At 72.6% G+C, this 21,357-nt stretch carries 23 protein-coding genes; 8 read left to right on the top strand and 15 right to left on the bottom strand.

The window, feature by feature from the left end:
* The first annotated feature begins 25 nt into the window (after positions 1-25).
* Positions 26-1,486 (top strand): DHA2 family efflux MFS transporter permease subunit, encoded by a 1,461-nt coding sequence (locus tag ACFO9I_RS08890; protein ID WP_379179908.1) that lies wholly within the window; start codon positions 26-28, stop codon positions 1,484-1,486.
* 59 nt (positions 1,487-1,545) lie between these two features.
* A complete protein-coding gene (locus ACFO9I_RS08885; protein ID WP_379179906.1) occupies positions 1,546-3,054 on the top strand; it encodes an amidohydrolase in 1,509 nt (502 codons plus the stop codon).
* 19 nt (positions 3,055-3,073) lie between these two features.
* On the opposite strand, the gene ACFO9I_RS08880 is transcribed toward ACFO9I_RS08885, so the two are convergent.
* Complete coding sequence (locus ACFO9I_RS08880; protein ID WP_379179904.1) at positions 3,074-3,214, bottom strand: hypothetical protein; 141 nt, start codon at positions 3,212-3,214, stop codon at positions 3,074-3,076.
* A 46-nt stretch (positions 3,215-3,260) separates the two neighbouring features.
* Positions 3,261-3,695, bottom strand: coding sequence for a MarR family winged helix-turn-helix transcriptional regulator (locus ACFO9I_RS08875; RefSeq protein WP_379179902.1), 435 nt, complete (start codon positions 3,693-3,695; stop codon positions 3,261-3,263).
* A gap of 138 nt (positions 3,696-3,833) precedes the next feature.
* Here ACFO9I_RS08875 and ACFO9I_RS08870 point away from each other — a divergent pair, with 138 nt between their 5' ends.
* On the top strand, positions 3,834-5,018 hold the full coding sequence (locus ACFO9I_RS08870; RefSeq protein WP_379179900.1) for an MFS transporter: 1,185 nt from the start codon (positions 3,834-3,836) through the stop codon (positions 5,016-5,018).
* A 5-nt stretch (positions 5,019-5,023) separates the two neighbouring features.
* Here the strand turns inward: ACFO9I_RS08870 and ACFO9I_RS08865 are convergent, their stop codons facing one another.
* Positions 5,024-5,968, bottom strand: a complete 945-nt coding sequence (locus tag ACFO9I_RS08865) for an SGNH/GDSL hydrolase family protein (RefSeq protein WP_379179898.1) — start codon at positions 5,966-5,968, stop codon at positions 5,024-5,026.
* A gap of 96 nt (positions 5,969-6,064) precedes the next feature.
* On the opposite strand from ACFO9I_RS08865, the gene ACFO9I_RS08860 reads away from it, so the two are divergent.
* Complete coding sequence (locus ACFO9I_RS08860; RefSeq protein ID WP_379179896.1) at positions 6,065-7,060, top strand: cation diffusion facilitator family transporter; 996 nt, start codon at positions 6,065-6,067, stop codon at positions 7,058-7,060.
* Positions 7,061-7,104: 44 nt separating this feature from the next.
* On the opposite strand, the gene ACFO9I_RS08855 is transcribed toward ACFO9I_RS08860, so the two are convergent.
* The 4 genes from ACFO9I_RS08855 to ACFO9I_RS08840 all read right to left on the bottom strand — a co-directional run bounded on the left by ACFO9I_RS08855 (position 7,105) and on the right by ACFO9I_RS08840 (position 10,332).
* The gene (locus ACFO9I_RS08855) at positions 7,105-7,785 is read right to left on the bottom strand and encodes a fasciclin domain-containing protein (RefSeq protein ID WP_379179894.1); all 681 of its coding nucleotides are present in this window, start codon (positions 7,783-7,785) and stop codon (positions 7,105-7,107) included.
* A 31-nt stretch (positions 7,786-7,816) separates the two neighbouring features.
* Positions 7,817-8,497 (bottom strand): anti-sigma factor, encoded by a 681-nt coding sequence (locus ACFO9I_RS08850; RefSeq protein WP_379179892.1) that lies wholly within the window; start codon positions 8,495-8,497, stop codon positions 7,817-7,819.
* A complete protein-coding gene (locus tag ACFO9I_RS08845; protein WP_379179890.1) occupies positions 8,494-9,039 on the bottom strand; it encodes an RNA polymerase sigma factor in 546 nt (181 codons plus the stop codon). The genes ACFO9I_RS08850 and ACFO9I_RS08845 overlap by 4 nt, the downstream gene beginning before the upstream one ends.
* 114 nt (positions 9,040-9,153) lie before the next feature.
* Positions 9,154-10,332 carry a PucR family transcriptional regulator gene (locus ACFO9I_RS08840; protein WP_379179888.1) on the bottom strand — a complete coding sequence of 393 codons (1,179 nt, stop codon included), beginning with the start codon at positions 10,330-10,332 and terminating at the stop codon, positions 9,154-9,156.
* Positions 10,333-10,430: 98 nt separating this feature from the next.
* Here ACFO9I_RS08840 and ACFO9I_RS08835 point away from each other — a divergent pair, with 98 nt between their 5' ends.
* Complete coding sequence (locus ACFO9I_RS08835; RefSeq protein WP_379179886.1) at positions 10,431-11,594, top strand: ferredoxin reductase; 1,164 nt, start codon at positions 10,431-10,433, stop codon at positions 11,592-11,594.
* Positions 11,595-11,635: 41 nt separating this feature from the next.
* Entirely contained in the window at positions 11,636-12,865 is a 1,230-nt protein-coding gene (locus ACFO9I_RS08830; protein WP_379179884.1) for a fatty acid desaturase family protein, read from the top strand.
* 22 nt (positions 12,866-12,887) lie between these two features.
* Here the strand turns inward: ACFO9I_RS08830 and ACFO9I_RS08825 are convergent, their stop codons facing one another.
* From ACFO9I_RS08825 to ACFO9I_RS08805, 5 genes are all read right to left on the bottom strand, one after another.
* Complete coding sequence (locus ACFO9I_RS08825; protein WP_379179882.1) at positions 12,888-13,940, bottom strand: SIS domain-containing protein; 1,053 nt, start codon at positions 13,938-13,940, stop codon at positions 12,888-12,890.
* Positions 13,941-14,035: 95 nt separating this feature from the next.
* Complete coding sequence (locus ACFO9I_RS08820; RefSeq protein WP_379179880.1) at positions 14,036-14,761, bottom strand: ABC transporter permease subunit; 726 nt, start codon at positions 14,759-14,761, stop codon at positions 14,036-14,038.
* Complete coding sequence (locus ACFO9I_RS08815; protein ID WP_379179878.1) at positions 14,758-15,672, bottom strand: ABC transporter ATP-binding protein; 915 nt, start codon at positions 15,670-15,672, stop codon at positions 14,758-14,760. The genes ACFO9I_RS08820 and ACFO9I_RS08815 overlap by 4 nt, the downstream gene beginning before the upstream one ends.
* On the bottom strand, positions 15,669-16,604 hold the full coding sequence (locus ACFO9I_RS08810) for an ABC transporter permease (RefSeq protein WP_379179876.1): 936 nt from the start codon (positions 16,602-16,604) through the stop codon (positions 15,669-15,671). Before ACFO9I_RS08810 ends, ACFO9I_RS08815 begins: the two co-directional genes overlap by 4 nt.
* Positions 16,588-17,520: an ABC transporter ATP-binding protein gene (locus ACFO9I_RS08805; RefSeq protein ID WP_379179874.1), complete on the bottom strand. Its 933-nt coding sequence runs from the start codon at positions 17,518-17,520 to the stop codon at positions 16,588-16,590. The genes ACFO9I_RS08810 and ACFO9I_RS08805 overlap by 17 nt, the downstream gene beginning before the upstream one ends.
* 208 nt (positions 17,521-17,728) lie before the next feature.
* On the opposite strand from ACFO9I_RS08805, the gene ACFO9I_RS08800 reads away from it, so the two are divergent.
* Positions 17,729-18,298 (top strand): hypothetical protein, encoded by a 570-nt coding sequence (locus ACFO9I_RS08800; RefSeq protein ID WP_379179872.1) that lies wholly within the window; start codon positions 17,729-17,731, stop codon positions 18,296-18,298.
* Here ACFO9I_RS08800 and pgm read toward each other — a convergent pair.
* Both pgm and ACFO9I_RS08790 read right to left on the bottom strand, forming a co-directional pair.
* A complete protein-coding gene (pgm, locus tag ACFO9I_RS08795; RefSeq protein ID WP_379179870.1) occupies positions 18,279-19,913 on the bottom strand; it encodes a phosphoglucomutase (alpha-D-glucose-1,6-bisphosphate-dependent) in 1,635 nt (544 codons plus the stop codon). The two genes, ACFO9I_RS08800 and pgm, sit on opposite strands and share 20 nt — an antisense overlap.
* A gap of 109 nt (positions 19,914-20,022) precedes the next feature.
* Positions 20,023-20,223: a hypothetical protein gene (locus tag ACFO9I_RS08790; RefSeq protein WP_379179868.1), complete on the bottom strand. Its 201-nt coding sequence runs from the start codon at positions 20,221-20,223 to the stop codon at positions 20,023-20,025.
* A 207-nt stretch (positions 20,224-20,430) separates the two neighbouring features.
* Here ACFO9I_RS08790 and ACFO9I_RS08785 point away from each other — a divergent pair, with 207 nt between their 5' ends.
* Positions 20,431-20,871, top strand: coding sequence for a VOC family protein (locus ACFO9I_RS08785; RefSeq protein ID WP_379179866.1), 441 nt, complete (start codon positions 20,431-20,433; stop codon positions 20,869-20,871).
* 57 nt (positions 20,872-20,928) lie between these two features.
* Here the strand turns inward: ACFO9I_RS08785 and ACFO9I_RS08780 are convergent, their stop codons facing one another.
* Positions 20,929-21,132, bottom strand: coding sequence for a cold-shock protein (locus tag ACFO9I_RS08780; RefSeq protein WP_379179864.1), 204 nt, complete (start codon positions 21,130-21,132; stop codon positions 20,929-20,931).
* Positions 21,133-21,357: the final 225 nt, after the last annotated feature.

Below are 21,357 nucleotides of genomic sequence, written 5' to 3'. Positions count from 1 at the left end.
GGGGCGTGACGACAGGAGATCCCCGATGGCACCCCACGCCCTCGACCACCGGACCCGCTGGCTGGCCCTCTACGTGCTCTGCCTGGGCGACCTGATGATCGTGCTCGACTCGAGCATCGTGAACGTCGCCCTGCCCTCCATCCAGACCGACCTCGGGTTCTCGGCGTCCGCGCTGGCCTGGGTCGTCAACGCCTACCTGCTCACGTTCGGCGGGTTCCTGCTGCTCAGCGGCCGGCTCGGTGACCTGCTGGGCAACAAGCGGGTCTTCTCGGTCGGGGTCGTCGCCTTCACGGTCTCGTCCGTCGCCTGCGGGCTGGCGCCGTCCGCAGGCCTGCTCGTGGTCGGCCGGGCGGTGCAGGGACTCGGGGGCGCCGCGGTCTCGGCGGTCGCGCTGTCCCTCATCATGGGGCTCTTCTCCGACCCGGCCGAGCGGGCCAAGGCCATGGGCTTCTTCGGCTTCGTGATGTCCGGGGGTGGCGCCGTGGGCGTGCTGGCCGGTGGGGTCCTGACCGGACTCTTCTCGTGGCACTGGATCTTCCTGGTGAACGTGCCCGTCGGGGTCGCCGTGTGGCTGGGCGCCCGTCGGGTGCTGCCGGCCGACGACGTCGTGCCCGGCACCGGGCGCCTCGACGTGCCCGGCGCCCTGCTCGTCACGGTGGCGCTGATGCTCTCGGTCTACGGCATCGTGGGTGGCAACGAGGCGGGCTGGACCTCGGTGCGCACCCTGGGCCTGCTCGGGGCGTCGGTCGTGCTGCTGGGTGGGTTCGTCGCCTGGGAGGCCCGGACGGCGTACCCGCTGGTGCCGCTGCGGCTGTTCTCCCTGCGCAACGTCGCCGTCTCCCAGGTCGTGGGGGTGCTGTGGGCGGCCGCGATGTTCGCGTGGTTCTTCCTCGCCGCGCTCTACCTGCAGCGGGTCCTCGGTTACGACGCCCTCGAGGTCGGCCTGGCGTTCCTGCCCACCAGCGTGGTGATGGCGTTCTGCTCGCTGCGGGTGTCCGACCGCCTCGTCATGCGCTTCGGGATCCGCGTGCCGCTGACCGCGGGCCTGCTGCTGGCCGCCGCCAGCCTGGCGCTGTTCTCGCGCGCCCCGGTCGGCGGCGGCTTCGTCACGGACGTGCTGCCCTCGATGCTGCTGCTCGGCGCCGGTGCGGGCATCGCGTTCAACCCGGTGCTGCTGGCCGCGATGGGCGACGTGGAGCCGCACGAGTCCGGTCTGGCGTCCGGGGTGGTCAACACGTCCTTCATGATGGGCGGCGCTCTCGGGCTCGCGGTGCTGGTGAGCCTGTCCGCGCACCGCACCGGCTCGCTGCTCGCCGACGGCAGCGCACCGCTGGAGGCCCTCAACGGCGGCTTCCAGGTCGCCTTCGCCGCCGGTGCCGTCTCCGCCCTCCTCGCCGCCGTCCTCGGCGGCGCCCTGCTCCGGCCTCGCCCCCTCGCCGAGCCGGCGCCCGTCGACGAGGAGGTGTGCCGCCCCGTCGCCTCGTGACGTCTCAGCGGGCCGACCCGTCGCAGGTTCACCGGGCGGCGGCCGTTAGCGTGCCGATCGTGACGAGCCACCTGATCCGCGACGCCCGCCTCGTCCCGCTCTCGCCGGGCGAGGACGCCCCCGACCGACCCGTCGACGTCCTGGTGGAGGACGGCCGGGTCACCGCCGTGGGCCCGGGCCTCGACCGGCCGGACGGCGTACCGGAGTCGGACGCGGAGGGACGCTGGGCGATCCCGGGCCTGTGGGACCAGCACGTCCACCTCGGGCAGTGGACGCTGGCCAGCCAGCGGCTCGACCTGGCCTCGGCCCGGTCGCCGGAGGACGCGACCCGGCTGGTGGCCGAGCGGATCGCCGAGTGGCCCGACCACCCGGTGATCGGCTGGGGCCACCGCTCGGGCGGCTGGGACCGCGACGTCACGGTCTCCGAGCTCGACGCGGTGTCCGGGGACACCCCCGTGGTGCTGATCTCCGGCGACGGGCACCACGCGTGGCTCAACACCACCGCGCTGATGCACCTCGCGATGCCGGTCCGTGACTCGGTGGTCCGGGAGGCCGAGTGGTTCGCGGCGTACGCCCGCCTCTCCACCCTGGTCGGCGACGACGGCACGTCGGCCGAGGCCTACCGCCGCACGCTCGAGCACGCGGCGTCCCTGGGGATCGTCGGCATCGTGGACTTCGAGTTCAGCGGCGGTGCCCGCGAGTGGGCCGAGCGCTGGGCGGCCGGGGCGGACCTGCTGCGGATCCGGATGGCGACGTACGCCGACACGCTCGAGGACGTCATCGCGGCCGGGCTGCGCACCGGCGACCCGCTGCCCGGGTGCGACGCCCGGGCGGTCATGGGGCCGCTGAAGATCATCAGCGACGGCTCGCTCAACACCCGCACGGCCTGGTGCTGCGAGCCGTACGCCGACGCCCACCGCCTGGAGTACCCCTCCGGCCAGCCGAACCTGTCGACCGACGAGCTGCGCGACCTCCTCGCGCGCGCCCACGCGAGCGGGCTGGAGGTCGCCACCCACGCGATCGGCGACGCGGCGGTCGGGGCCGCTCTCGACGCCTACGCGAGCACGGGGGCACGCGGCTCGATCGAGCACGCGCAGATGGCGCGGCGCGCCGACATCGCCCGGATGGCCGGGCTGGGGATCCGCGCCAGCATCCAGCCCGCGCACCTGCTCGACGACCGCGACCTGACCGAGAAGATCTGGGGCGAGCGCTCGGAGCGGTGCTTCGCGTTCCGCTGGATGCTCGACGAGGGCGTGGAGCTGGCGATGGGGTCGGACGCGCCGGTCTCGCCGCTGGACCCATGGCTGGCCATCGCGGCGGCCGTACACCGCAGCGCGGACGAGCGCGCGCCGTGGCACCCCGAGCAGGCGCTCACCCCGGCCGAGGCGCTGGCCGCCTCGGTCGACGGGCAGCCGACGGTCGGCCCCGGCTCGGTGGGCGACCTCGTGCTGCTGGACCGGGACCCCCTCGCGGGGAGCGCGAACTCGGCGGCCAACGGCGAGCTGCTGCGCACGATGCCGGTCGCGGCGACGTTCGTCGGCGGGGCCGTCGCGCACGACGTGCGCTAGGGGTCCGGGCGCTCCCGGATCAGAACGGGTCGGGTGCCGGCTCCACGTCGGGGGTCGTGCCCGGGTCCTCGCCGGGCGACGGCTCCGGGGTGGGGATGCCGTGCGGGTCGCCGCTCGGGACGACGTCGGGATCGGGTGCGGGATCGGTCGGGATGCTCATGCGGGGGTCGTACCCGCCGCCGGACGAGTCATGAACCCGGCCGGGATCAGCCGGTGACCGCCTTGACCAGGTCGGCGAGCTCGGGGGTGTTCTCGGCCTCGGTGAGCGCGGCCTCGAGGGCGTCGTCGTGCGCCGGCCGCGCGCGGTCCAGCGCCGTGCGCCCTGCGGGGGTCAGCTCGGTGTAGATGCCGCGCCGGTCGTCCGCGCACAGGATCCGGGTGAGCAGGCCGCGGTCCTCGAGCCGGTTGACCAGCCGGGTGGAGGCGCTGGGGGAGAGGCCGGCGGCGCGACCGAGCTGGGCCATCCGCATGTGCCAGCCGTCCTGGCGCGACAGCGCGTCCATCACCGTGAACTCCACGACCGACAGCTCGTGCTCGGCCTGCAGCGCCTTCTCCAGGCGGCTCTCGATGAGCTGGTGCAGGGCCGCGAGCCGGCGCCATCCCTGGGCGCGGACCTCGACGGCCTCGTCGCTGATTCCCACGTATGCCTCCTCGGTGCTGCGGTGACGGACCCCACTGTACCAACTGTTTGCAATAGTCCGCGTGTGCAACTAACGTCGCAATCAAACGATAGTGTTGCAGACGCGGGATATCAGCCCGCGCACGATCTGGAGGTGAGCATGAAACCCGGACTTCTCGCACTCGCCGTCGGCGGGTTCGGCATCGGGCTGACCGAGTTCGTCATCGCCGGGCTGCTGCCCGAGGTGGCGGCCGACTTCGCGGTGTCGGAGGCGACCGCCGGCTGGCTGATCTCCGGCTACGCCCTCAGCGTCGCGGTCGGTGCGATCGGCCTGACCGCCGGCGTGACCCGGCTGCCGCGCAAGCAGGTGCTGCTCGGCCTGATGGTGCTGTTCATCGCCGGCAACCTGCTCTCCGCCGTGGCCGGGACGTACGCCGTGATGCTCGCCGGCCGTGTGATCGCCGCCCTGTGCCACGGTGCGTTCTTCGGGATCGGCTCGGTGGTCGCGGCCAGCCTGGTCGAGCCGGCCAAGAAGGCGGGCGCGATCGCGCTGATGTTCGGCGGGCTGACGATCGCCAACGTGCTGGGCGTCCCGCTCGGCACCCTGCTCGGCCAGCAGCTCGGCTGGCGATCGACGTTCTGGGCGATCACCGCGATCGGCATCGCCGCCTTCGTCGCCATCGCGCTGCTGGTGCCGGGCAGCCGCGCCGAGGAGTCGGGCAGCCTGCGTCACGAGGTGCGGGCCTTCCGGCACCCCCAGGTCTGGCTGTCGCTGGCGATGACCGTCCTCGGCTTCGGTGGCATGTTCGGCGCCTTCACCTACATCGCCTACACGCTCACCGAGGTGAGCGGCTTCGCGTCCGGCGCCGTCCCGTGGCTGCTGGTGCTCTTCGGTGGTGGCCTGTTCGTCGGCAACCTGCTCGGCGGCCGCGCCGCCAACGTCGACGTGCCCCGCACGCTGCTCGTCGTGCTCGCCGGTCTCACCGTGGTGATGGTGCTGTTCGCGCTCACCGCCGGCTCGCAGGTCGCCACCGTGGTCGCGCTGGTGCTCATGGGGGCGTTCGGCTTCGCCACCGTGCCGGGACTGCAGATGCGGATCATGACCTACGCCGGCGAGGCGCCGACGCTCGCGAGCGGCGCCAACATCGCGGCGTTCAACGTCGGCAACGCCCTCGGTGCCTGGCTGGGTGGTGTCGCGATCACCGCCGGCCTCGGGTTCACCTCACCGCTGTGGGTCGGTGCCGCTCTGGCGTTCGCCGCCCTGGTGGTGCTGGTGCTCGCCGAGCGCGCGGCCCGTCGTGCGCCGGTGCGGCCGGAGCGGTCCGAGGAGCTCGTGACGGCCTGAGCGACCTACAGCTCCGCCAGCACCAGCCGGGCCAGGGCCTCCTGCTCCTCGGCGAAGGGGTGGAAGGCCAGGGCCCGGCTGGTGTCGGTCTCCCGGCCGTTGATCCACGGGTCGTCGGAGCAGATGTCGTGGCCGGCGCTGGGGCCGAAGACGTCGACGAACGCGTCGGCCTTGCGGGCGCCCTGCTCGACCGCCTGCGCCAGCCCCTCGTTGATCCGGCGGGCGTAGTCGTAGTCACCGGTGGCCAGCGGCAGCAGGTCGGGGCAGGTCCCGCTCGGCGGCAGGATCTGGGGGTAGCCGACGACGACCACCCGGGCCTTCGGCGCCCGGTCGCGGATGCCCGCCACGATCGCCGCGACGTGGCCGCGGATCTGGCGCAGCTCGCGGGCCAGCCGGTCGGAGCCGCCGGAGGTGAACCGCTTCTCGCACGGCGCGCCCTCGGGGTCGGAGGAGCGCAGCTTGGCGCACGTCCCGACCAGGGTGGCGAACAGGTCGAAGTCGTTGCCGCCGATGCCGACGGTCACCAGGTCGGTCTCCGGGGTCAGGGCGTCGAACTGCGGCGGCTGGGCCTGGTTGCCGGTCTGCTGGACGCCGACCATCGAGCTGCTGTCGGCCCCGCTGCAGCTGACGTCGACCAGCTGCGTGCCGGACAGGTCCGCGGCGACCAGGGCGGGATAGTTGTTCGTCGAGCGCAGGCAGCCGTTGGTGACGTCGGTGTCGGGCACCAGCGGGGCGGCGGTGTAGGAGTCGCCGAGGGCCACGTAGCGCGCGTACGTCGCCGGCCCGGAGGCGTCGGTGACGCTGGCCGAGGGGGTCGGCGCGGACGCCTCCGCGGCGCCGGGCTCGACCGCGTCGCTCCCGGAGCAGCCGGTCGCGGCCAGGGCCAGCAGCACGGCGAGCGCCGGCAGGGCAGCGGCCAGGGTTCGTGCGGTATGGGACTTCCGGGGCATGCGCACCTCCTGCCCGGAGACGGTACGGGTGTGCACCCAGCGGCGCCGAGGCGCCCCCGGGAGACTGGACGGTCCCGGAAGGGGTAGTACTGAGAGGTGACCACCCAACACGCCCAGCAGGCCGGCGACGGCACCCCCGTGTCGGTCGAGGTGCCCGACGACCAGGCCAAGGGTGGCGACTCGGCGCTCACCGTCATCATCGCGCTGGTCGCGAACGGCCTGCTCGCGGTCGCGAAGACCTTCGCCGGCTTCGTGACCGGCTCGGCCTCGATGATGGCCGAGGCGGCGCACTCGTGGGCCGACACCGGCAACGAGGTGTTCCTGCTGATCGCCGAGCGGCAGGGCAGGAAGCCCCGCGACGAGTCCCATCCCCGCGGCTACGGCCGGGCGACGTACGTCTGGTCCCTGGTGGCCGCCTTCGGCCTGTTCTCGGCCGGTGCGGTGGTGTCGATCTGGCACGGCGTCAGTGAGCTCTTCGCCGAGCCGGAGACGCCGAGCTACACCATCAACTACGTGATCCTCGCGATCGCGTTCGTGCTCGAGGGGACGTCGTTCGTCCAGGCCTCACGCCAGGTGCACGGCGCCTCCCGGCGCTGGGGGATGCACCCGCTCCGCTTCGTCGAGCGCACCTCCAACCCCACGCTGCGCGCGGTCTTCTTCGAGGACTTCTCGGCACTGCTCGGCATCCTGTTCGCCGGCGCCGGCATCGGGCTGCACCAGCTCACCGGCGATGCCTACTGGGACGCGGCCGGCTCGATCGCGGTCGGCGTGCTGCTCGCCTTCGTCGCGGTCTTCCTGATGCGCCGCAACATGGACTACCTGATGGGGGAGGGCTCGGCGGAGATGCGCAAGCGGGTGCTCGACGGCCTGCTCGAGCACCCGTCCATCGACCGGATCACCTACCTCCACGTGGAGTACGTCGGCCCGAGCCGGCTGTTCGTCGTGGCCGCCGTCGACCTGACCGGCGACGACGCCGAGCCCGACCTCGCCCGGCGGATCCGCGACGTGGAGCGCGAGATCGAGGACAACGACCTGATCGAGGACGCCGTCCTCACCCTCGCCCACCCGGACGAGCCCTCGCTGACGCCCTGAGGCGCCCGCGAGGAGCTCGCCCGTTCCGGTGGGCCCGTCGACCGTCAGGCCGAGGGTGCCGAAAGGTTCGCCGGACGCAGGATCAGGTTGATCGCGTGCGCGATCTGCCGGTTGCCCTTGTTGATGTTGCGCGGCCTGATCACGTGGGGGTTGGTGTCGTCCGGGTCCTTGTCCTTGAGGAAGACCTTCCGGCCCTGGACGTCTACCTTGATCGTCAGGCCGCCGGGGAAGGCGGTCTGGAGCTTGGCGCCGTCAGCCTTCTTGGCCTGCCGATAGGTGATGGTCGCTCCCGGCACCACGTGGTACAGCAGGATGTTCTCGACCAGGGTGACCGGGTCGGAGGGCGAGAGCTGCGCGGCGATCGCCTTGAGCTGCTGGTAGGCCTCCTTCTCGGTGGCGGGTGCGGTGCCGGTCGCCTGCTTGACCAGCTTGCGGAACGCCTTGTCGGTCGGCAGGAACGCCGTCACCCGCTTCCGGCCGTGGGCCAGCACGCCGACCGGGCTGTCGGGCTTGTTCTTCAGCACCAGGTGCACGGCCTTGTCCACGATGTCGAAGTCGCCCCAGTTCTGGTCGAACTTGTTGCCGTCCGCGGCCAGGACCTTCGCCAAGCTCTTGTGGCCGAGCTTGCGGTCCGTTCCGGGTGCCTGGGCCTGGGCCGGGGTGGCGGCCGCCGTGCCCGCGACCAGGACGGTCGCCAGCGCGGCAGCGGTGTAACGGATCTTCATGGTTGTTCCTTCCGGTGGGTTGGGTGAGACGTCACGAAGCAGCGGGGGGCGGGGCGTCGTACGACGCGCGCAGCACCGAGGTCACGGAGTGCTGGGGGTTCCCGTCGTCGTCCTCGAGGCTGACGTCGACGGCGGTGTAGCGGCCGAGGAGACGGTCGTCGATCTCGAAGGACGCCTGCCCGGTGGGGCCGAGCTGGCCGAGGGGGAGCATCTTCTGGGTGGCGGGGTCGAGCAGCCAGGCCTCGTAGAACTGGCCGCTGCGGGCCCGGGGCAGGTCTCGGGTGGTGATGGACATCCGGGCGCTGTCCGGCCCCACGGACATCAGCAGCTGGCCGCGCGCCGAGCCCTCGACCGGGTCGAGGGTGGCGCTCAGCTGCTCGCGCACGGGGGCCGGCGCCCCGTCCCCCCGGTCGAGGAGGATCGCGGTGAGGCCGGCGCCGATGACGGCGACCACGGCCGCCGCGGCGACCAGCAGCCGCGGCCGCCAGCCGGTGCTGCGCGAGGGTCGGCGCAGCGGTGGCAGCGGGACCGCCTCGCTCGACGGCTCCTCCAGCGTCCGGGCCGAGCGGGTGAGCATCGCGTGCCCGGTGGCGAGCTCGGCGAGGTCGCCGCGACAGTCGGGGCAGGAGTCGAGGTGCTCGCCGGCGTGGGCGACGTCCTGGTTGGTCAGCTCGGCGCGCAGCAGGCCGAGCAGGTCGGGGTGGTCGTTCACGCGGCTCCTCCTTCCCGCAGCTGGTCGCGCATGAGGGCCCCGAGGCGCCGGGTCGCGCGGGAGGCCCGGGCCTTGACGGTGCCGATCGGCACGTCCAGCCGGTCGGCGATCTCCCGCTGGGTCAGGCCCGCGTAGTAGGTCAGCTCCAGGGCCTGCCGCTCGTGCTCGGGCAGCCGGGACAGCGCGGCCCGGACGTCGGCCGCCTCGGCGAAGCGCTCGGCGGTCTCCCGGCCGTCCTCGCCGACGAGGTCGCGCGCTGCCTCCACGTCGACGACCTGGTGGCGGCGGGCGCGCAGGGCGTCCACGGCCCGTCGGTGCGCGATCGTGAACAGCCAGGTGCTGAACCGCTGGCTGGGCTGGTAGCGCCCGGCGTGCCGCCACACGTCGAGGAACGTCCGCTGGAGCACGTCCTCGGCCTCGTCCGGCCCGACGTAGCGGCGCAGGTAGGCCAGCAGGCTCCCGCCGTACGCCGCGTAGGCCTCCTCGAGGGCGGACTCGTCGCGCCGCGCGAGGCGTAGCCCGATGGCCTGACCGCTCTCCATGTGAGGTGATTCGGTCCGGCCGCGCGGATGGTTGCCGTGTTCTGGGATATACCGACAATTGGTGGTCGGTCACGAGCGGGGTCAGAGTCTTTCGGCCCTCGCGGGCCGGACGTCTCAGGGCCCTTCGGCCCCCAGCGCGATCGTCAGCGCGAGCACCGTGGCCGGGTCGTCGAGCCGGTCGCCGTACAGCTCGCGCAGCTGTCCCATGCGGTAGCGGACCGTCTGCGGGTGGACGAACAGCTCCTCGGCGACGTCCTCGCGCCGCCCGTGGTGGAGCAGCCAGGAGCGGAGCGTGTCGGCGAGCTTCTCGGCGGAGCCGGCGCGCAGTCCCTCCAGCGGGGCGAGCACCTGTGCGCGCAGGTCGGCGAGGGCCTCGGGGTCGGCGCCGAGCACCAGCTGGGTGAGGTGGGCCTCGGTGTCGTCGGTGATCCCGAGGGAGCGGGCCCGGACCGCCCGCTCGTAGGACGCGCGCACCTCGAGCCACGGTCGTGCCGGCCCGGCGATCGCGCCGCGACCGGCCAGCGCGCGCAGCAAGGCCTGCCGACGGTGCCCGTGCACGTCCGGGACGAGCAGCAGCGCGTGGTCCTCGAGGTCGGGGAGGTCGGCGGCGACCAGCGTGCGGGACGCGACCGCCGCCAGCACGGGGCGCACCTGGGCCTCCGGGACCACGACCGCGGTCAGCGTGGTCGGGGGCTCCCACCCGGCCCGCTCGGCGGCGGCGGCGACGGTCTCGGTCGAGGCGCCGGACAGCAGGTGCCGTGCGATCCGTTCCAGGAGCCGCTGCCGGACGCGCCCGGTCGTGGCGAGCTCGTCGGTGTGGCCGGCCACGCTCGCGGCGGACAGCTCGTCGATGTAGGCGAAGACCAGCTCGGCGAAGTCGACCAGCGTCTCGGCGGGGATGCCGCCGGCCACGGCGGTCGTGGACATCTCGCGCCAGGAGACCCGGGCCCCGACGCGGTAGGCCGCGAGCAGGGCCTCGGTGCTGCGGCCGCTGCGGGCCTCGCCGCGCCCGAGCTGGTAGGCGCCCTCGACGGCCGGGGCGGTCGGCGTACGCGGGTCGGCGCCGCGCCGGCCGCTGGCCAGGGAGAGGAAGCCGCCGAGCGCCAGCTGCACGGCGTTGCGGATGTTCTCGCCCATCGGGCCGGTCAGCGCGCCCTCGTAGCTGGGCACCTCCGCGATGATCGCGGTCACCGTCTCCTCGGCGACCGCGGGCAGCCTCGAGCGCATCTCGCTGACGGCCTCGGCGGGCAGCTGGAGGCGGTGCCCGGCGGTACGACGGGTGGGGCGGGCCATGACGGCACTCCTTGTTGTCACCTGCGAACAAATGTGACCTGCGTCTTCACGCTCGACGGACAGGACTTTACGCCCTTCGATGAAGGACAGTGGGTGTCATGAGCATCGATGTCACTCCTCGCGTCTCCGGAGCGACCTCCGCGTCCCCTGACACGACCCCCCGTCCGACCCCCCGTCCGACCTCCCGCCCGGCCCCCCGACGCAGCCTGCGCGACGGCCTGCGCCGCTTCGCCGAGGCGGCGGTGACCCCGCTCGAGCTCGACGACGTGCTCGACGTCTTCCACCCGCTGCGCAAGGGTGCCGACCTGCGCGGCAGGATCGTCTCGGTCACCCCGGAGACCGCCGACGCCGCCACCATCGTCATCAAGCCGGGCAAGGACTGGGCCGGCCACGTGCCGGGGCAGTACCTCCGCGTCGGCGTCGACGTCGACGGCGTCCGCCTGTGGCGCACCTACTCGCTGACCCACGGCCCCCGTCCCGACCGCTGCATCAGCATCACGGTCAAGGCGATCCCCGACGGCGTCGTGTCCAACCACCTCGTGCGCAAGGTGCGCCCCGGCCAGATGATCCACCTCGGCCAGGCCGACGGCGACTTCGTGCTCCCGGACCCGATGCCCACCAAGCTGCTGCTCGTCACCGCGGGCTCCGGCATCACGCCGGTGATCGGCATGCTGCGCAACCTGTTCTCCCGGGCGGTGCCGTTCGAGGCCGACATCGTGCTGCTCCACTCCGCGCTCTCGCGCTCGGAGGTCATCTTCGGCGAGGAGCTTCGCCGGTACGCCGCCGCGGGGCGGCTGCGCCTGGTCGAGCTGCACACCGACACCGACGGCCTGCTCGACGTGCACGACCTCGACACGATCGTCCCCGACATGGCCGAGCGCACGACCTACGCCTGCGGCCCGGTCGGCCTGCTCGACGCCCTGGAGGCGCACCACGCCGAGCGCGACCTGCCGCTGCACATCGAGCGGTTCCGCACCTCGGTCGTCGTCACCGGCGAGGGGGGCTCGGTCTCCTTCGCGAAGTCGGGCACCACCCTGGAGGCCGACGGCTCCACGCCGATCCTCGACGCCGCCGAGGCCGCGGGCGTGCTGATGCCCAGCGGCTGCCGGATGGGCGTCTGCTTCGGCTGCGTGCTGCCGCTGCGCGAGGGCGCCGTCCGCGACCTGCGCAACGGCCAGCTGACCGTGGCCGCCCCCGGCGACGGCGTGATCATCCAGACCTGCATCAGCGCCGCCGCCGGCGACTGCGACATCGACCACTGACCTCTCCCCACCCGCTCGATCCCCCGAGAAGGAGCGACACCATGACCGCACTGCAGAAGAAGTCCGAGAACCCGATCGCGCACCTCACCCCCGAGGACATCGAGCAGCTCGGCCACGAGCTGGACGCGATCCGCCAGGACGTCCTCGACGCCCGCGGCGAGAGCGACGCGAAGTACATCCGCAAGGTCATCGGCGTGCAGCGCAAGCTCGAGCTCGGCTCGCGCGCGGTGCTCCTCGCCTCCGTCTTCCCGCCGGCCTGGGTGGTCGGCACCGCCGGCCTGTCGGTGGCGAAGATCCTCGAGAACATGGAGATCGGCCACAACATCCTGCACGGCCAGTGGGACTGGATGCGCGACCCGAAGATCCACTCCACGACGTGGGAGTGGGACATGGCCACGCCGGCCGAGCAGTGGAAGCACTCGCACAACGAGCTGCACCACACCTACACGAACGTGATCGGCAAGGACAACGACCTCGGCTACGGCATCATGCGCGTGGACGAGGACCAGCCGTGGCACCCGTTCTTCCTGGTTCAGCCGCTGTGGAACTTCATCAACGCGTGCTTCTTCGAGTACGGCATCGCGGCGTACGACCTCGAGCTCGGCGCCACCATCAAGAAGAAGCAGACCAAGGATCCCGACTTCCAGCGCCGTCTCAAGGGCGTGCTGAAGAAGATCCGCAACCAGGCCACCAAGGACTACGCGGTCCACCCGCTGATGTCGCTGCCCACCGGCTCGTTCCTGCCGACCCTGGCCGCGAACTTCACCGCCAACGTGGTCCGCAACCTGTGGAGCCACTCGATCATCATGTGCGGCCACTTCCCGGAGGGCGTCGAGACCTTCGAGCGCCGCTCGATCGAGGGCGAGACCCGCGGCGAGTGGTACGTGCGCCAGATGCTCGGCTCGGCCAACATCTCCGGCTCCAAGGCGATGCACATCATGAGCGGCAACCTGTCGCACCAGATCGAGCACCACCTGTTCCCGGACCTGCCCAGCAACCGGTACGCCGAGATCGCGCCGAGGGTCAAGGACCTCTTCGACAAGTACGACCTCAACTACCACGCCGCTCCGCTGCCCAAGCAGGTCGCGAGCGCCTGGCACAAGGTGATCCGGCTGTCGCTGCCCAACGGCTGGCTGGCCACCACCAGCACCAAGAACCTCGTGCCCCAGCTCAAGATGCTCTACAAGATGACGACCGGCGGCCCCAAGATCCGCCGTGCCGCCCAGGCCCGCCTCAACCAGCAGGCCCGCAAGGTGGCCGCAGCCGCCTGAGCATCGTCGAGCCGGGCTCGGCTCAGGGCTGTTCCCGGGGGTCGGTGACGGTCACCTTCGCCCGGCCCCGGGGGTTGTCCGGGTCGAGCCCGAGCTCGCGGGCGAGCGACTCGACGACCAGCTGGGCCGGGACGATCGCGCCCAGCGGCGCCAGGGCCTCGGGCAGCTCGGGGCCCGGCACGTGCACGGCGCAGGACCCGGCGAAGGCCGGGTCGCCGCCGATACCCACCACCGTGGCGCCCCGGGCCGCGAGGTCGTCGGCGAGCTCGACCATCGGGGCGAGCAGCGGCCCGTCGGGTGCGGCCACGAGGACCGCGGTCATCCCGTCGGTCACCACCGAGATCGGGCCGTGGCGCAGGTCGGCGTACGAGTAGCCGCGGACCGGCCGCAGACAGGTCTCCTCCAGCTTCAGCGCGGTCTCCAGCGCCGTGCCCATCATCAGGCCGCGCCCGGAGACCACGGCGTACGCCGCGTCGCGCAGCGCCTCGACCGCGGCCGGCACGCCGCCGGCCTCGTGCACGAGCCGCTCCACCTCGTGGGGGACCCGGGCGAGCTCGGCATCGAGGGCGTGCGGGTCGGGCGCGAGCGCGGTGCCGACGACGGCCATCGCGACCAGCTGGGTGAGGTAGGTCTTCGTCGCCGGCACCGCCAGCTCGGGGCCGGCCAGCGTGACGAGTGCGAGGTCGGCGTACTCCGCGAGCGGCGAGCCCTCGACGTTGGTGATCGCCAGCGTCGCGGCGCCGTTGGCCTGTGCCCAGGTCTGGGTCTCGACGATCTCGGTCGTGGCGCCGGACTGCGACACGCACACCACGAGGGCGTCGGTGAGGTCGAGCTGCGCGCGGTAGTGGGTGGCCACGCTGGGCGAGAGCAGGCTGCCGAGCACCCCCGCGCGGGTCTCGAGCAGGTAGCGCCCGTAGACGGCCGCGTTGTCGCTGGAGCCGCGGGCCGCGAAGAGCACCTGTCGGCGCCCCTGCGCCAGCCGGCGCACCTCGGCCCGCTGGGGCAGCAGGGCGTCGAGGGTGCGGCGCACGGCCTGGGGCTGCTCGGCCACCTCGGCGGCCATCCGGCTGCTCACGTGATGCCTCCTGTGCTGGATCCCTGTCACGTACCCGTTCTGCCCGGGACATCACCGAACGCCCCTGCGGACACCTCGACGGGGCCGGACCCGGCCTACTCGTCGCCGGTGAGGTTGAAGCCGCGCAGCCGCCGGCCCGTGAGCCAGACGCCGAGGACGACGACGAGCAGGGTGGCCACGACGGCGTACGACGTCCCGAGGTCGGTCACGAGCGGGACGTCGGCCACGGGCTCGGCGATCGCGCCCGACCAGCGGCTGATGCTGAGCCAGCGGATGCCGTCGAGCAGGCCGCCGAGCAGGCTCTCCCAGATCAGCAGGTAGATCAGGCCGACCACCACGGCGTGCCGGGTCAGCACGGAGAGCAGCGCGAAGAGCGAGCAGTAGGCCAGTCCGCCGGCGAGTGCACCGAGGGCGAGCCCGAGCCCGAAGCCGGGGTCGCCGGGGCGCAGCACCAGGCCGGCGACCAGGACGGGCAGGACCGCGAAGACGATCACGCAGGAGGCCGCGACCGCGAGCTTGCTGAGCACGATCGTGTGCCGCGAGATGGGCTTGGCGAGCAGGTAGGCGATCGAGCCGTCGTCGATCTCGGGAGCCAGCAGGCCGGTGGTCGAGAGCAGCGCGACGAGCGGGACGACCACGACCAGGCCGAGGCCGTAGAGCGTGTGCCGCGCACCGGTCTCGTCCGAGCCGACCAGCACCCGGACCAGCACGGCCAGCCCGACGAGCACCACCGGCAGGGCGAAGAGCAGGATGCCGCGGCGGCGGCCGAAGACGCTGCGGTAGCCGAGCCGCGCGATCGTCGGCGACCAGACCGCGCTCATGACGACACCAGGTAGGCGAAGACGCTCTCGAGCGACTCGTCGGTCGGGGTGACCTCGAGCAGCCGGACCCCGTGGTCGCGCGCGAGCCGGGGCAGCACCTCGCTGAACCGGCCGAAGTCGGACGCCTCCAGCTCGATCCCTCCCTCGGAGCGGAGCCGGGCCCCGCGCACCGACGGGTCGGCGAGCAGGATCGACGCCATCGTCCGGTCGTCGGAGGTGCGCAGCACGAACCGGTTGGGACGGTCGGTCATCAGCCGGCGGATCGCGCCGAAGTCGCCGGAGGCGGCGTGCCGGCCGGCGACGACCACCTCGATCTGCCGGGCCACCTGCTCGACCTCCTCGAGGATGTGGGAGCTGAACAGCACCGTGCGGCCCTCCGCCCCCATGGTGCGCAGCAGCTCCATCAGGTGGATCCGCTGCCGGGGGTCCATGCCGTTGAAGGGCTCGTCGAGCAGCAGCACCGCCGGGTCGTGGACCAGCGCGGACGCCATCTTGACCCGCTGCCGCATGCCCTTGGAGTACGTCGAGATGACGCGGTCCTGCGCGTCGCTCATCTCGACCGTGGCCAGCGCCCGCTGGGCGGCCGCCTTAGGGTCGGGGAGCCGGTGCAGCTCGGCGTTGGCCAGCACGAACTGCCGCCCGGTCAGGTAGTCGAACAGCGCCTCGCGCTCGGGCACGAGCCCGATCTTGCGGTAGACCTGCTCGTTGCGCCACAGCGGCTCGCCGTCCAGCGTCACCGTGCCCGTCGAGGGCGCGAGGAAGCCGGACATCATGGCGATCAGCGTGGACTTGCCGGCGCCGTTCGGGCCGAGCAGCCCGGTCACGCCGGGGCCGATCGTCATCGTGACGTCGTTGACGGCGACGACGTTGCGGTACCACCGCGACACGTGGTCGAGCTCGATCACGGTCATACGGGGACCTCCCGGTAGCGACGCAGCATGGCACCGACCGAGCCGAGCACGACGAGCGCGGTGACGAGCAGGTAGAGCAGGCCCATGCCGGTGCCGGTCGGTGGCGTCGGCGTGGCCTCGGGGGAGTCGAAGAGGAAGACCTGGACGCCGTTGACGAGCGTGTACGGCGAGAACATGCCGGCGACCTCGCCGACCCGCGGGTGGTGTGCCTCGAGCGAGATCCCCTGGATCGTGGCGACGACGGTGTAGCTGACCAGCAGCACGACGATGACCGCCGCGACCGCGAGGCCGCGCCGGATCGTCAGCGCGGACACCAGCGCGGCCAGCCCCGACAGGCACGCGGCGAGCAGCAGCGCCCCCACCAGCGCGCCGAGGACGCGCCCCGTCTCCCGGCCGGGCGGCAGCTCGGCGAGCAGTCCGCCGAGGTACATCAGCAGCAGCGGCGCGCCGATCAGCACGAACGTCGCCGCCGTCAGGGAGGCCAGGCGCACCAGGACGTACGTCGTACGCCGCAGCGGGCGGGCGAGGTAGAGCGTGATCGTGCGGAACCGCAGGTCGCGCGAGACCAGGGCGGGGGCCTGGGACGCCACGAAGACCGAGATCAGCAGCTGGGTGGTCAGCGGGTAGATGCTGTAGGCGACGATCTGCTCGTCGAGCCCGAGCAGCCCCTTGGCCTGCACCAGGACGCCGACCAGGATCAGCGCGGGCAGCAGCATCAGCCCGAGCAGGATCATCGGCAGCACCTTCGAGCGCCCGGAGCGGCCGAGGCCGAAGCAGTTGCGCAGGCCGGTGACCAGCAGCGCCCAGGCGACCTCCCGCTCCCCGAGCCGCGGGCCGGTGTAGGAGCGGTAGCCGAGGTCGTGGATCACGGCGGCCGGCGCCGCGGCGGGCGCGGGGTCGGCCGCCCCGGTGAAGTCAGACGGGCTGGACACTGCCGGCACCCCCGTCCCGGAAGACGTCCTCGATGCGGTGGTGGCGCTCCTGCATCCGGACCAGCCCCAGCCCGAGCTCGACGGCCAGGTCACGGACGACGTCGCGCGTGCCCTCGTCGCGGGCCTCGACCTCGACCATCCGCCCGTCCGAGGGCCAGGCGCGCAGGCCGGCGTCGACGAGCGCCTGGCCGAGCAGCCGGTCCGCGTCGGGGCGGCCCTGCACCTCGACGAGCAGGTTGCCGGTGGTGTTCAGGAAGTCCGTGGTCGCCGAGGAGCGGAGCAGCCGGCCGCTGTCGAGCACGACGACGTGGTCGCTGACCCGCTCCAGCTCGCCGAGCAGGTGGGAGGTGACCAGGACCGCGATGCCGAACTCGGTGCCGATGCGGCGCACCAGTGCGAGCATGTCGTCGCGCGAGGACGGGTCCAGGCCGTTGGTCGGCTCGTCGAGGAGCACCAGCCGCGGGTCGTGGACGAGCGCCTGGGCCAGCTTGGCGCGCTGCTTCATGCCGGTGGAGTAGCCCCCGATGGGGCGGTACCTCTCCTCGGCCAGCCCGACGTGGCGCAATACGTCGGAGGCGCGCTCGCGGGCGGCCGGGTAGGGCAGGCCGGACATCTGGCCGAGGTGGACGACCAGGTCGCTCGCGGAGACGTCGGCCGGCAGGCAGTCGTGCTCCGGCATGTAGCCCACCAGCGCCCGGATCTCCCCGCCCTGGGTCGCGACGTCGTACCCCAGCACGCTCGCGCTCCCGCTGGTCGCCGGCAGCAGGCCGAGCAGGATCTTGATCAGCGTCGACTTGCCGGCACCGTTCGCGCCGACCAGCCCGGTGACCCCGTCCCCGATGCCCACGTCGAGCCCGTCGAGCGCGGTCACCCGGGGGTACTGCTTGGTCAGACCCACGGTTTCGATGACCACCACGGACTCAACGTAGCCGTCTGCGACGGATAGTCCGGCACGTTTTCGTCTTCGGCGCGGTGCAGGCAGGGCCAGAACGTGCCGGACTATCCCGTGGCATCGGTGTTGCGGAACAGGTACACACCCACCGTGACCCCGGAGACGGCGCTCCCTCCGTCGTCGTCCGGCACGTCGGCACGGACGCTGCGCCGTCCGGCGTACGGTCGGCAGCGTGTTCCGCTCCGTCGCCGCGACGTACGACGAGGTGGCGCGGCCGCTGCCCGGCGACGAGCTGGTGCCCGACGCGGGCGTGGTGATGGACCGCGCCTTCACGCTCGCGGCACCGGTGGCCCGGGTGTGGCCGTGGTTCGTCCAGCTCGGCAAGCAGCGCGCCGGCTGGTACCTCCCGCGACAGGTCGAGCGGGCCGTGCCGGCGGGGCGACGCGCACTCCGGCGGGTCGATCCCGCCCTGCAGCTTCTCGAGGTCGGGGACGTCATCGCGGACTGGGGTGGAAGGGACGCGACCTTCACCGTTGCGCGCCTCGAGCCACCGCGCGTGCTCGTGCACACCTCTCGCCGGGGCCGGGTCGACCTGTCCTGGGCGATCGTGCTGCGCGAGGCGCCGCCCGGCACGCGGGTCCAGCTGCGGCTCCGGCTCTCAGGCGTGCGGCGGCCGAGGCTCGCGCGCACGCTCGGCGGCCTCGTCGACGCGGTCACGGTCGCCGCTCTCGCCGCCGGTCTGCGGGAGCGGGTCGGCCCGGCGCCGGGCGGTCGGGCGCAGGTCAGCCGAGCGCCGCGCTGACCACCTCACGGGCCTCGGCCTGCACCTCGGCGAGGTGGTCGGGGCCGCGGAACGACTCGGCGTAGATCTTGTAGACGTCCTCGGTGCCCGACGGCCGGGCGGCGAACCACGCCGACCCGGTGACCACCTTGAGCCCGCCGATCTTCGCGCCGTTGCCAGGTGCCTCGGTGAGCTTGGCGGTGATCTCCTCGCCCGCCAGCGACGTCGCCGACACGTCGTCGGGGGAGAGGGCGCCGAGCTTCGCCTTCTGCTCGCGGTCGGCGGGCGCGTCGATGCGGGCGTACGCCGGGTCGCCGTGCTGCTCCACGAGGGCGGCGTAGTGCTGCGAGGGCGTCTTCCCGGTCGTCGCGAGGATCTCGGAGGCCAGCAGGGCCAGCAGGATGCCGTCCTTGTCGGTGGTCCAGGTGGTGCCGTCCTTGCGCAGGAACGACGCGCCCGCGGACTCCTCGCCGCCGAAGCCGAACGACCCGTCGATCAGGCCGGGCACGAACCACTTGAACCCGACCGGCACCTCCACCATCGGCTTGCCGAGCGAGGCAGCGACCCGGTCGATCATCGACGATGAGACCAGCGTCTTGCCGATCCGCGCGGAGTCGGGCCAGCCGGGTCGCGCGCCGCCGAACAGGTAGCCGATCGCGACCGCGAGGAAGTGGTTGGGGTTCATCAGGCCCGCGTCGGGGGTGACGATGCCGTGCCGGTCGGCGTCGGCGTCGTTGCCGGTCGCGACGTCGTACTCCGACTTCCGCCGGATCAGCGACGCCATCGCGTTGGGGGAGGAGCAGTCCATCCGGATCTTGCCGTCCCAGTCCAGCGTCATGAACCGCCACGTCGGGTCGACCAGCGGGTTCACCACCGTCAGGTCCAGGTCGAGCCGCTCGGCGATCGCGCCCCAGTAGGCCACGCTGGCCCCGCCCAGCGGATCGGCGCCGATCCGGACGCCGGCGTCGCGGATCGCATCGATGTCCAGGACGTTCGGGAGGTCGTCGACGTAGGTCCCGAGGAAGTCGTACGACGACGCCGCCGCCCGCGCCCGCGTGAACGGGACCCGCTTCACCTCGCCCAGCCCGGACCTGATCAGCTCGTTGGCGCGCGCCGCGATGACCGACGTCGCGTCGGTGTCGGCGGGACCGCCGTGCGGCGGGTTGTACTTGAACCCGCCGTCGGTGGGCGGGTTGTGCGACGGGGTGACCACGATGCCGTCGGCGAGCCCTCCTGAGCGGCCGCGGTTGGCTCGCAGGATCGCGTGGGAGACCGCCGGGGTCGGTGTGTAGCCGTCGCGGTCGTCGACCAGGACGGTCACGTCGTTGGCGACCAGCACCTCGAGCGCGGTCGCCCACGCCGGCTCGGAGAGGCCGTGGGTGTCGCGCCCGATGAACAGCGGGCCGTCGTACCCCTGCTCGCGGCGGTAGTCGCAGATCGCCTGCGTGGTGGCGAGGATGTGCGTCTCGTTGAAGGCGGTCCGCAGCGACGTGCCGCGGTGCCCGCTGGTCCCGAACGCGACCTGCTGGTCGACGTCGTCGGGGTCGGGGACCCCGGTGTAGTACGCCGTCACCAGGTGGGCGACGTCGACGAGGTCCGAGGGCTCGGCGGGCTGTCCTGCGCGGGGGTCGGCCATGGAGGTCATCATGCCGCCCCGGTCAACGGGCGTCACTTGCCCTCGAGCGGGTCCGGGCGGGCGGCTGCTGGCACCCCCCCCGCCTGCCTCAGCACGCCGGAGCTGAACGTCACGCAGCGCGTCGACGTCGCACGACCACCGCGACGAGGACAACGAGGCCGACACCGACCGCGACGCGAAGTACCGGGCTGTCCAGCGGCCCCCCGGGCGCCAGCCCGACGAACGCTGCGATCGACGTCGCGACCCCTTCGATGGGTCGCGACCCGCTGTCGACTTCCTCGACGTAGACGCCGGGGCTCAGATAAGTCATGAGCGCTCCTTCCGGGTGCCACCTCCATGGAACCGCGGCAGGGCCCTCCTGTCGACAGTGATCGAGACCAGTGAACGCAGCGCGACTGTCGCTCCCGCGACCTACGGTGGGCTGGGGCAACACCAGCCCGGCGGTCGGATGTCGAGATCCCGGCGTCGGCCGCGTCCTCGGTCCGCAGGGCACGACAACACCCGGAGGTTGACCCCCATGGCACACGTGAGGCGCTTCGACCACGTCGGCATCACCGTCGCGGACCTCGACTCGGTGACGGCGTTCTTCGTCCGGCTCGGTCTCGAGGTCGAGGGCACCGGATCGGTGGCGGGCGAGTTCGTCGAGACCGTCTGCGGCATCCCCGGTGCGCACTGCCGGATCACGATGCTGCGGCCGCCCGACGGAGGGTCTCGCCTGGAGCTCTCGAGCTTCGTCACGCCCGACCACGTTCCCGGCTCGCCCCTGGCGATGGCCAACGAGCTCGGCCTGCGCAACGTGTCCTTCGAGGTCGGCGACCTCCAGGCAGCGGTCGACGCGGTGGCGGAGGACGGGTACGGGCTCGTCGGGGGGATCGGCGAGTACCAGGACAGCGTGCGGATGGCCTACGTGCGAGGACCCGAAGGGATCATCGTGTCCCTGTTCGAGCAGCTCGGCTGAAGCCCGTGCACGAAGAGCCCCGACCGCAGACGCGGGTCGGGGCTCTTCGTGGTGAGGTCAGGAGACGCGGACGTTCTCGGCCTGCGGGCCCTTGGGACCCTGGGCGAGGTCGAACTCGACCTTCTGGTTCTCGTCGAGCGACTTGTAGCCGCCGGACTGGATGGCGGAGAAGTGGACGAACACGTCCTCGCCGCCGCCGTCCTGCGAGATGAAGCCGAAGCCCTTGTCGGCGTTGAACCACTTGACGGTGCCCTGAGCCATGATCTTTTCCCTTGTTCACATGTCGGGGGCGTCGTGCCCTCGACCCGCTGAAGACATCCACCTGTGCTGATGTCCAGCGAACCGAAGACCAGGGGTATGAGATACGAGCCGCGACATCGTGTGCGGCCAGGACGCGTGCAGAGCCGTCCCTTCAACATGACCCACGGTACGCCACCGGTGGTGTGTTCACGGTTTCGGCGCGGTCCGCCGCCCCGGACGACGCCG

The sequence above is a fragment of the Nocardioides sp. GCM10023255 genome (assembly GCF_042653125.1).
Taxonomy (GTDB): Bacteria; Actinomycetota; Actinomycetes; order Propionibacteriales; family Nocardioidaceae; genus Nocardioides.
The sequence above is the reverse complement of the archived record's forward strand: the minus strand, read 5'-3'. Positions and strand labels throughout refer to the sequence as shown.

Excerpts from the sequence above, each read along its gene's own strand:
- ACFO9I_RS08785 (WP_379179866.1), top strand. The coding sequence starts at position 20,431 with ATGGCACACGTGAGGCGCTTCGACCACGTCGGCATCACCGTCGCGGAC.
- pgm (WP_379179870.1), bottom strand. The coding sequence starts at position 19,913 with ATGGCCGACCCCCGCGCAGGACAGCCCGCCGAGCCCTCGGACCTCGTC.
- ACFO9I_RS08865 (WP_379179898.1), bottom strand. The coding sequence starts at position 5,968 with ATGCCCCGGAAGTCCCATACCGCACGAACCCTGGCCGCTGCCCTGCCG.
- ACFO9I_RS08880 (WP_379179904.1), bottom strand. The coding sequence starts at position 3,214 with ATGAGCATCCCGACCGATCCCGCACCCGATCCCGACGTCGTCCCGAGC.
- ACFO9I_RS08830 (WP_379179884.1), top strand. The coding sequence starts at position 11,636 with ATGACCGCACTGCAGAAGAAGTCCGAGAACCCGATCGCGCACCTCACC.
- ACFO9I_RS08780 (WP_379179864.1), bottom strand. The coding sequence starts at position 21,132 with ATGGCTCAGGGCACCGTCAAGTGGTTCAACGCCGACAAGGGCTTCGGC.
- ACFO9I_RS08820 (WP_379179880.1), bottom strand. The coding sequence starts at position 14,761 with ATGAGCGCGGTCTGGTCGCCGACGATCGCGCGGCTCGGCTACCGCAGC.
- ACFO9I_RS08790 (WP_379179868.1), bottom strand. The coding sequence starts at position 20,223 with ATGACTTATCTGAGCCCCGGCGTCTACGTCGAGGAAGTCGACAGCGGG.
- ACFO9I_RS08845 (WP_379179890.1), bottom strand. The coding sequence starts at position 9,039 with ATGGAGAGCGGTCAGGCCATCGGGCTACGCCTCGCGCGGCGCGACGAG.
- ACFO9I_RS08890 (WP_379179908.1), top strand. The coding sequence starts at position 26 with ATGGCACCCCACGCCCTCGACCACCGGACCCGCTGGCTGGCCCTCTAC.
- ACFO9I_RS08855 (WP_379179894.1), bottom strand. The coding sequence starts at position 7,785 with ATGAAGATCCGTTACACCGCTGCCGCGCTGGCGACCGTCCTGGTCGCG.
- ACFO9I_RS08840 (WP_379179888.1), bottom strand. The coding sequence starts at position 10,332 with ATGGCCCGCCCCACCCGTCGTACCGCCGGGCACCGCCTCCAGCTGCCC.
- ACFO9I_RS08835 (WP_379179886.1), top strand. The coding sequence starts at position 10,431 with ATGAGCATCGATGTCACTCCTCGCGTCTCCGGAGCGACCTCCGCGTCC.
- ACFO9I_RS08815 (WP_379179878.1), bottom strand. The coding sequence starts at position 15,672 with ATGACCGTGATCGAGCTCGACCACGTGTCGCGGTGGTACCGCAACGTC.
- ACFO9I_RS08870 (WP_379179900.1), top strand. The coding sequence starts at position 3,834 with ATGAAACCCGGACTTCTCGCACTCGCCGTCGGCGGGTTCGGCATCGGG.